This window comes from Advenella sp., from assembly GCF_052108595.1.
Lineage (GTDB): Bacteria > Pseudomonadota > Gammaproteobacteria > Burkholderiales > Burkholderiaceae_B > Advenella.
The window spans coordinates 45,013-54,824 of record NZ_JBQEAU010000006.1 but is presented as its reverse complement, the minus strand read 5'-3'; the positions used below and the strand labels follow the sequence as shown (position 1 = coordinate 54,824).

Here is a 9,812-nt window from a genome sequence, read left to right as displayed (position 1 = left end):
TGTGGATCCGAAAAACTTCGACGAAAAATCCTTTGTGGATTTCAAGGGTGATGTTTGCATTATTCCGCCGAACTCGTTTGCGCTTGCCCGCACCGTTGAGTATTTCCGCATTCCGCGCGAAGTGCTCACCATCTGCCTGGGTAAAAGCACTTACGCGCGCTGCGGCATTATCGTGAATGTGACGCCTCTGGAGCCTGAGTGGGAAGGGCATGTTACGCTGGAGTTTTCCAACACGACACCGTTGCCCGCAAAAATCTATGCTGGCGAGGGATGTGCCCAGTTTCTGTTCCTGCAGGGCGACGAGGTATGCGAAACGTCATACCGTGATCGTGGTGGGAAGTATCAGGGTCAACAAGGCGTCACACTTCCAAGAACATAATCAGGCTATTTGATCAGCCAGCCAGGAGTACCCGATGAAATTTCGTTTCCCCATCGTCATCATTGACGAAGACTTCCGCTCGGACAGTGCGTCCGGTTTCGGTATCCGTGCTCTTGCCGATGCCATCAAGGCAGAAGGCGTCGAGGTTCTTGGCGTTACCAGTTACGGCGACCTGAGTTCATTTGCCCAGCAGCAAAGCCGGGCCAGCGCCTTTATCCTGTCCATCGATGATGAAGAGTTCGATATCGACTCGCGCGAAGACGTGGCGCACGCCATCCGCAATTTGCGAACCTTTATTGGCGAGCTGCGTTTTCGCAATGAAGACATACCCATTTATCTGTATGGCGAGACCCGCACATCCGAACATATTCCCAATGACATCCTGCGCGAACTGCATGGTTTCATTCATATGTTCGAGGACACGCCCGAGTTCGTGGCGCGCCATATTATTCGCGAATCCAAGAGCTATCTGGACGGGCTCTCGCCGCCGTTTTTTCGCGAGCTGGTCAAGTATGCGCAGGATGGTTCCTACTCCTGGCATTGCCCGGGTCACTCCGGCGGCGTGGCATTTCTGAAAAGCCCGGTCGGGCAGATGTTTCACCAGTTCTTCGGTGAAAACATGCTGCGCGCTGACGTCTGCAATGCGGTCGAGGAACTGGGCCAGTTGCTGGACCATACCGGCCCGGTGGCCCAGTCAGAGCGCAACGCCGCCCGTATCTTTCATGCCGATCATTGCTATTTCGTGACCAATGGCACCTCTACCTCCAACAAGGTGGTGTGGCACGCCAACGTGGCCAACGATGACGTGGTGGTGGTTGATCGCAATTGTCATAAATCGATCCTGCACGCCATTACCATGACAGGTGCAATACCGGTTTTTCTGCGTCCAACGCGCAACCACCTGGGTATTATCGGTCCGATCCCGCTCGAAGAGTTCGACCCCGAAAACATACAGAAGAAAATCGAAGCCAACCCGTTTGCCCGCAAGCTCAAGAACAAGACGCCGCGCATTCTGACGCTCACGCAAAGCACCTATGATGGCGTGATCTACAACGTGGAAACGATCAAGGAAAAGCTGGGCAGTATCGTTGATACGCTGCATTTTGACGAAGCCTGGTTGCCGCATGCGGCCTTCCACGAGTTCTATGCAAATATGCACGCGATCGGCCCGAACCGGCCGCGCAGCCAGGACGCAATGGTGTTTGCCACGCACTCCACACATAAACTGCTTGCCGGTATTTCCCAGGCGTCGCAGATCGTGGTGCAGGAGTCCGAGACCCGCAAACTGGATCGCAATATTTTCAACGAAGCGTATCTGATGCATACCTCTACGTCGCCGCAGTACGCGATTATTGCGTCCTGCGATGTGTCGGCCGCAATGATGGAGCCGCCCGGTGGCACCGCGCTGGTTGCCGAGAGTATTCGCGAAGCCCTGGATTTTCGCCGGGCCATGCGCAAGGTGGCCTCGGAATACGGCCGCAATGACTGGTGGTTCAAGGTCTGGGGGCCAAACCGTCTGGTCTCCGAAGGCATCGGTCTTCAGGAAGACTGGGTACTCGAGTCGGGTGACGAGTGGCACGGTTTTGGCGATCTGGCCGAGAACTTCAATATGCTGGATCCGATCAAGGCGACCATTATTACGCCGGGACTGGATATCGACGGCAACTTTGCAGACAGCGGCATTCCTGCGGCGCTGGTGACCAAATACCTGGCCGAGCATGGCATTGTGGTGGAAAAAACCGGCCTGTATTCGTTCTTCATCCTGTTTACCATTGGCATCACCAAGGGCCGCTGGAACACGCTGGTAACGGCGCTGCAGCAGTTCAAGGATGATTACGATCGCAATGCGCCGCTGTGGCGCATCCTGCCCGAGTTCTGCGCCGACTTCAAACAGTATGAACGCATGGGGTTGCGCGATCTGTGCCAGAAAATTCATGAAGCCTACAGCGAGAACGATGTGGCGCGCCTGACGACCGAAGTCTATCTGTCTGATATGGTGCCGGCGCTCAAGCCTTCGGATGCGTTTGCCAAAATGGCGCACCGCGAGGTCGAGCGTGTCCCGCTGGACGAGCTTGAAGGCCGCGTAACCGGGGTGCTGCTCACGCCGTATCCGCCGGGTATTCCGCTGCTTATTCCGGGCGAGCGCTTTAACAAGACCATTGTGGAGTATCTGAAATTTGCGCGCGGTTTCAACGCGAAATTTCCAGGCTTCGAAACCTTTATCCATGGCCTGGGTCATGTGGTCGAGGAGGATGGTCGTCACTTTTTCTACGTGGACTGCCTGAGACTGGATGAGTGAATCTGTTGATGTCGTGATCATCGGCGCCGGTGCTGCCGGCCTGATGTGCGCGGCGGTGGCTGGCCAGCGTGGCCAGCGGGTGGTCCTGCTGGATCATGCCAGCCGGCTGGCGGAGAAAATCCGGATCTCCGGTGGCGGCCGATGCAATTTCACCAATATAGGCACCACCTGGCAGCAATTTCTGTCCGCCAATCCGGCGTTCTGTCGATCGGCCCTGTCTGCCTATACGCCAGAAGACTTCCTGACGCTGGTGCGCAGCCATGGCATTGCCTGGCATGAAAAGCACAAGGGCCAGCTGTTTTGCGACGACAGCAGCGAGCAGATTATCGATATGCTGGTGGCCGAGTGCGAAAAGGGCGGCGTGAAGCGGCGCATGCAAGCGACCGTGAGCGCGATTGGCCAGGAAAATGGGCGCTTTACGGTGCAGACCCAGAATGGGATGCTGACGGCCGATAAGCTGGTGATCGCAACCGGCGGCATGGCCATTCCCCAGTTGGGCGCGACCGATTTCGGACTGAAGGCGGCGCGCCAGTTCGGGCTGAAAATCATTGAGCCTCGCCCCGCGCTGGTTCCGCTGACCTTCGATCAGCAAAGCTGGAAGCCGTTTGCCGAGCTCTCGGGGCTGGCGGTGCCGGCCAGGCTGGAGACGGGGCAAGGCAAGCGCAGAGGGCACTTCGATGAAGACCTGCTGTTTACCCACCGCGGCCTGTCGGGCCCGGGAATCCTGCAGATTTCCAGCTATTGGGAACCCGATACGCCGATCCACATTGATTTGCTGCCGGGCCGGCAACTGGCGCAGGAGCTGGTGCAGCGCAAGAAGGGTAGCAGGCAAAGCCTGGTGCATGCTCTGAGCGAAGTCTGGCCGCGTCGGCTGGCCGAGAACTGGCTGCAATACCGGGGCATGCTGCCGGCACAGCGGCTGGCCGATACGGCCGACAAGCCGCTGATGCAACTGGCAGACAGTGCGCAACCGTGGACCCTGACGCCTTCCGGAACCGTGGGCTACAAAAAGGCCGAAGTGATGCGCGGCGGCGTGGACACGCGCGCGCTGGACCAGAAATCCATGCAGGCACGCAACGTGCCGGGACTGTATTTTATTGGTGAGGTGGTCGATGTGACCGGCTGGCTGGGGGGTTACAACTTTCAGTGGGCCTGGGCGTCTGCGATGGCCTGCGGCCGCGCCCTGTCAACGTGAGGTAATGCGGGGTTGGCTAGTCGAAGGTGGCGCTGGTCATCATGTGTTGTTATGCGGCGGCGCTGCCGCGATATTTTCAAATGGCAATGACAACAGTGGGTTCAGATAAAAGTGTTCAGGCAGGGTACCGGTCCGGCGGGCGGCCATGTGTGGCGACCGCTGTATAAATTATAAGAATGTGAATGCCGGCCCGGTCAGCCCTGGACGACCCGTTTAGAAGCCCAGGTCAATATTGGCGATTTTCCGGGCATCGATCACGATTTCACGACCGCTGGGTGAATAGCCAGTCAGGCGAAAGCCGGTATCGGTTTTACTGCCCATCAGGGACAATTCAAAGCTGTTTTCGTCGGTGCCGAAAGACTGGTCAACCGCAGTATATGCCTTGATTTTCAGGTTGGCGACGATTTCATCGTTGCCGTCGGACTGGATGGTGCCTGAATACAAGTAATGGGCATCGCCCCCCCGGACCTTGTTGTCTTCTACGACCGTCACTCCGGCGTGGGCTTTGGAATCTGCGATCACTGTTGCGTAGAAACCGTTATCCATAATAGTACTCCTTATGTAGTTGCCACTAGGGCGCTTGATGCTGACTGCAGTGGCGAGCGGTTCTGGAATAGACCCGCTCGCTAATGAAGCTGCTAATGAAAACGTGTGTTCTGTATCTGATATTGTTGTGTTTTATGCTGACGTTCACCAGCGGATGGCTAGTGTACCGCAACATGATGACACTCGTGTGTGAGGGTACTGCCGCACGGGTGACAAATTGCTTGTGGTCAAGTGTATTCTATCTCTTTTCCAAAGAATTATTTAATTGAAATTATAAGATGTAACAGTTCGTATTGTTATGATAACAATGCTATAACGGCAGCTAACATCTGTTAACTCGTGCGCTTGTTAAATAAGCAGGCCAAGCGTTTCCGGCAGCAGCGCAGCGGCGGTAAAAAATTGGATATCGGGGTTGTCACAATGGATTTTTTTGCCGTTTGCCTGTATCCTTTCGCATGCTTTCAAATTGTCGTGGGAGAGAGCAGCAGGCGGCCACTGGCCCGTCATGTTGCCACCGAAGGCGCAATTCGCCCGGAATCGCTCAGGTCCATGTACCGCACAATCACCGGCCCGGCCGGTAAGGCACTCTGGAGAGACCTTTTCATTAAGGCGCCGAAGGGGAAACGCGCTGTGCTGCGCCATCAGGCCAGCCCAAAGCGCGCTACAACTCTCAGGCAAAAGGACAGAGGGCGACAAGCGCCGGTTTCATGGTGAAACCTGTGCGCTGCGACCTTCAATCCTTTTCAACAGGTGCAAGCATGTCTACACAGACAACCCCTCCAACTGCGGCAAGCGCTCCCCCCACTGAACTGAATCGCACGCCCCTGTTCGCGGCCCACCAGGCCGCAGGTGCCAAAATGGTCGATTTCGGCGGCTGGGAAATGCCTATTTCGTACGGCTCGCAACTGGCCGAACACCATGCCGTACGCCAGAAAGCGGGCATGTTCGATGTCTCCCATATGCTCAATGTCGATGTGACCGGCCTGCAGGCGCGGCGCTTCCTGAGCCTGCTGCTGGCCAACGACGTGGCCAAGCTGGCCATTTCCGGCAAGGCGCTCTACAGCTGCATGCTGAACCCCGAAGGCGGGGTGATTGACGACCTGATCGTTTACTTTTTCGATGATGACCGCTGGCGTGTGGTCGTGAACGCCGGTTGCGCGCAAAAGGATATTGACTGGATGCAGCGCGTGGTCAGCGAGCACAAGCTGGATGTCATCATCACCCCCCGGCGCGATCTGGCCATGATTGCCGTACAGGGCCCGCAAGCGCGTGAACTGGTCTGGCAGATCCATCCTGAATGGCAGGCGGCGACCGAACCGCTCAAGGCGTTTTTCGCGGCCAGTGTCGGCAATGACACGCTGGTGGCCCGCACCGGCTATACCGGCGAAGACGGTTTCGAAATTGTGTTGCCAGCCACGCAGGCCGAGCCTCTGTGGCACCAGCTGGTTGCAGCGGGCGTGGCGCCTTGTGGCCTGGGCGCGCGTGATACGCTGCGCCTTGAGGCCGGCATGAACCTGTACGGCCAGGATATGGACGAGCAGACCCAGCCGGCACAGGCTGCACTCACTTGGACAGTCAGCCTGACCGATACCCAGCGCGACTTCATTGGCCGCCAGGCCATTGAGTCTGCACCGCGCAAGAACGTATTTACCGGCCTCAAACTCAATGAGCGCGGCGTGATGCGTGCGCATATGCGGGTACGCACCGCGCAGGGCGAAGGCGAAGTGACCAGCGGCACCATGTCGCCCACGCTGGGCGTGTCCGTGGCGTTTGCCCGTCTGCCCCAGGGCGTTGCAGCTGGCGATGCCGTTGACGTGGATATTCGCGGCAAGTGGGTGCCTGCCACAGTTACCGCGCTGCCTTTCGTGCGCAACGGCAAGGCCGTTGTTCCTGCACAGAAATAGAAAACCGTCACATAAACCTTGATACTATATGACCGTGTGCAACGTGGTCATTTTCCTCTTCCAGGAGTCTTGAATGAAATTACCTACCGATCGTAAATACACCCCTTCGCATGAGTGGGTCCTGGCCGAAGGCGACGTGTTCGTTGTCGGCATCACTGATAATGCCCAGGAACAGCTTGGGGATCTGGTCTACGTGGGCGACGTCCAGGTGGGCGCGCAATTGAAGGCGGGCGATACTGCCGGCGTGGTCGAGTCGGTCAAGGCCGCTTCGGACATCTACGCACCGGTCGATGGCGAAATTGTCGCGTTCAACGATGTGCTGGAAGCGCAGCCTGACCTGGTCAACGAAGACTCCTATACCAACTGGATATTCAAAATCAAGCCCGCCAATGCGGCCGACGCCGACAAGCTGCTGGATGCAGCTGCCTACGAAGCCCAGGCCTGAACCTGAGCCGCCGTTGCCCGCATTCGCGCTGAATGCACGGCAGCAGCGGCATGACTGATTACCACCGGATTACCCAGATTATGTTGCACACACACGAAGCGACGTCCCAGGAATTTGTCGGACGCCATATTGGGCCATCTGAGGCCGAGCAGGCAGAGATGCTGTCTGTCATTGGCGCCGAGAGCCTGGACGAACTGATTGACGAGATTGTTCCTTCCCGTATTCGCAATGGCGCGCCTCTGGCGCTGGACGGGCCACGCAGCGAAGCCGATATGCTGGCTTCATTACGCGCCATTGCACAGAAAAACGCGGTTTATCGAAACTACATTGGCCAGGGCTATTACGGCACGCTGACGCCCAATGTGATTTTGCGCAATATTCTTGAAAACCCTGCCTGGTACACGGCCTACACGCCTTATCAGCCCGAGATTTCCCAGGGAAGGCTTGAGGCGCTGCTCAATTTTCAAACCATGGTGACCGATCTGACGGCCCTGGATATTGCCAATGCGTCCCTGCTGGACGAGGGCACGGCCGCGGCCGAGGCCATGACGCTGGCGCGCCGCTCTGCCAAGTCAAAAAGCGATGTTTTCTTTGTGTCCTCACATTGCCATCCGCAAACCATCGAGGTTGTCAAAACCCGTGCGCAAGGGCTGGGCATCACGGTGCTGGTTGCCGATGAAGCCGCGGGCCTGCCCGAGTGCTTTGGCGTGCTGCTGCAGTACCCGCACAGCCTGGGGGGCGTGAGCGACTATACGCAGCTGGCGGCCGACGCCCATGCCGCAGGCGCCGTTGTAGCGGTTGCCACCGACCTGCTGGCCCTGGCCATTCTGAAAGCGCCGGGCGAGTGGGGCGCCGATATTGCCGTGGGCTCTGCGCAGCGCTTTGGCGTGCCGCTTGGGTTCGGCGGCCCGCATGCCGGTTTCATGGCCTGCCGCGATGCTTTCAAGCGCAGCATGCCGGGACGCCTGGTTGGCGTCTCCAAGGATGCGCAGGGCAAGCCGGCCTTGCGGCTGGCGCTGCAAACCCGTGAACAGCATATCCGTCGCGAGAAGGCGACTTCCAATATTTGTACTGCGCAGGTGCTGCTGGCCGTGATGGCCAGCATGTTCGCCGTTTATCACGGCGCCAAGGGCGTGCGGCGCATTGCCCAGCGCACCTATGTGACCACGACCCTGCTGCGCACCCTGCTGCAGTCTGCCAGTTATGAAGTACAGAACGAGACCTGGTTCGATACGCTGCTGGTACAGACCAAGCACGGCCAGGCCCTGCGTGCCGGGCTGGACGCAGCGCAGATCAATGTGCGCTGGGTATCCGAGACGCAGTTCGCCCTGTCTATGGACGAAACGGTCACCCTGGCAGACCTGCAGGCGCTGGCCAATGTCCTGACCGAGGCCGCCGGTGCGCCTGCGGTTGACGTTGCCGCGCTTAACGCCGGCGAAGACACCTTCGTGCCGGTCACCCTGGCGCGCCAGTCGGCCATTTTGTCGCACCCGATTTTTTCCAGCATTCATTCCGAAACCGACATGTTGCGCTACCTGCGCGGCCTTGCCGACAAGGACCTGGCGCTGGATCGCAGCATGATTCCGCTGGGTTCATGCACCATGAAGCTGAACGCCACTGCCGAGATGATTCCCATCACCTGGCCGGAGTTCGCAAATATTCACCCGTTCGCACCGGCTGCGCAAACCACCGGCTATGCAGAACTGGTCGGCCGCCTGTCGGCCGCCCTGTGCGAGATTACCGGGTACGATTCGGTCAGCCTGCAGCCCAATTCCGGCGCGCAGGGCGAATATGCCGGCTTGCTTGCCATTCGTGCCTATCACCAGGCCAATGGCCAGACCCAGCGCGATGTGTGCCTGATCCCGGCCTCGGCCCATGGCACCAATCCGGCATCGGCCAATCTGGCCGGCATGTCGGTGACCGTGGTCGCCTCTGACAGCAATGGCAACGTGGATGTGGAAGACCTGAAGCGCAAAATCGAGCAGACCGGCGATCGCCTGGCTGCGCTGATGATCACGTATCCATCCACCCATGGCGTGTTCGAGGAAGCCGTTGTACAGATCTGCGATCTGGTTCATGCGGCTGGCGGCCAGGTGTATCTGGACGGCGCCAACATGAATGCGATGGTCGGGCTGGCCAAGCCTGGCAGCTTCGGTTCCGATGTGTCTCATTTGAATCTGCACAAGACCTTCTGCATTCCGCATGGCGGCGGCGGACCGGGTGTGGGCCCGGTTGCCGTGCGTGCGCATCTGGCGCCGTATCTGCCGGGTGTATTGAACGAGCAGGGCAAGCCTGACGCAGCCGATGCGGCCGGGCGCCCCGGTCCGGTGTCATCGGCGCCATTTGGTTCGGCCAGCATTCTGCCTATTTCCTATGCGTATATCGCACTGATGGGTGCTTCCGGTTTGCAGCGCGCCACCGAAGTTGCGCTGCTCAATGCCAACTATATTGCTACTCGCCTGGCGCCGCATTATCCGGTCCTGTACAGCGGTCGTAACGGTCGCGTGGCCCATGAGTGCATTCTGGATCTGCGCCCCATCAAGGACGCTTGCGGTATTACGGTAGATGACGTGGCCAAGCGCCTGGTCGACTATGGCTTTCACGCGCCAACCATGAGTTTTCCGGTGGCCGGCACCTTGATGGTTGAACCGACCGAATCGGAAAGCCTGAAGGAACTGGATCGTTTTGTGGATGCGATGATCTCCATTCGCCGCGAGATTGCCCAGGTTGAGGCCGGTGAAGTGGATGCCCAGGACAATGTGCTGACCAACGCACCGCACACGGCGCAGATGCTGACTGCCGATGAGTGGAACCATGCTTATGCGCGCAGCCAGGCCGCCTATCCCGGTCAAGTTTCACCGGTCGGCAAGTACTGGCCACCGGTGGCGCGGGTCGACAACGCCTTCGGTGATCGCAATCTGGTGTGTTCCTGCCCGCCGCTGGAAGCCTATATGGACTAGTGGCAGCGCGAGTGGTACGCCTGCTGACGAGCAGGGGAACCGCCACGTTAAAGGAGAACCGGGGCGACCGGCATGGCATCAGGT

General features: G+C 58.6%; 7 protein-coding genes and 2 riboswitches. Of the genes, 6 read left to right on the top strand and 1 reads right to left on the bottom strand.

What is annotated here, in order from left to right:
* The 3 genes from dcd to ACTIKR_RS02060 all read left to right on the top strand — a co-directional run.
* Window positions 1–379: dCTP deaminase (dcd, locus tag ACTIKR_RS02070; RefSeq protein ID WP_442327015.1), on the top strand; the 379-nt coding region annotated here is incomplete at its 5' end.
* Between the two features lie 34 nt (window positions 380–413).
* On the top strand, window positions 414–2,678 hold the full coding sequence (locus ACTIKR_RS02065) for an arginine/lysine/ornithine decarboxylase (protein WP_193089214.1): 2,265 nt from the start codon (window positions 414–416) through the stop codon (window positions 2,676–2,678).
* Window positions 2,671–3,873, top strand: a complete 1,203-nt coding sequence (locus tag ACTIKR_RS02060; protein ID WP_193089215.1) for an NAD(P)/FAD-dependent oxidoreductase — start codon at window positions 2,671–2,673, stop codon at window positions 3,871–3,873. The genes ACTIKR_RS02065 and ACTIKR_RS02060 overlap by 8 nt, the downstream gene beginning before the upstream one ends.
* A gap of 213 nt (window positions 3,874–4,086) precedes the next feature.
* On the opposite strand, the gene ACTIKR_RS02055 is transcribed toward ACTIKR_RS02060, so the two are convergent.
* Window positions 4,087–4,419: a GrlR family regulatory protein gene (locus tag ACTIKR_RS02055; protein ID WP_193089216.1), complete on the bottom strand. Its 333-nt coding sequence runs from the start codon at window positions 4,417–4,419 to the stop codon at window positions 4,087–4,089.
* A gap of 462 nt (window positions 4,420–4,881) precedes the next feature.
* Window positions 4,882–4,986, top strand: a riboswitch (glycine riboswitch).
* A 10-nt stretch (window positions 4,987–4,996) separates the two neighbouring features.
* A riboswitch (glycine riboswitch) is annotated at window positions 4,997–5,115 on the top strand.
* Between the two features lie 62 nt (window positions 5,116–5,177).
* On the opposite strand from ACTIKR_RS02055, the gene gcvT reads away from it, so the two are divergent.
* From gcvT to gcvP, 3 genes are all read left to right on the top strand, one after another.
* Entirely contained in the window at window positions 5,178–6,323 is a 1,146-nt protein-coding gene (gene gcvT, locus ACTIKR_RS02050) for a glycine cleavage system aminomethyltransferase GcvT (RefSeq protein WP_193089217.1), read from the top strand.
* Window positions 6,324–6,396: 73 nt separating this feature from the next.
* Window positions 6,397–6,768 (top strand): glycine cleavage system protein GcvH, encoded by a 372-nt coding sequence (gcvH, locus tag ACTIKR_RS02045; protein WP_193089218.1) that lies wholly within the window; start codon window positions 6,397–6,399, stop codon window positions 6,766–6,768.
* Window positions 6,769–6,848: 80 nt separating this feature from the next.
* Window positions 6,849–9,728: an aminomethyl-transferring glycine dehydrogenase gene (gene gcvP, locus ACTIKR_RS02040; RefSeq protein WP_442327019.1), complete on the top strand. Its 2,880-nt coding sequence runs from the start codon at window positions 6,849–6,851 to the stop codon at window positions 9,726–9,728.
* Window positions 9,729–9,812 lie beyond the last annotated feature (84 nt).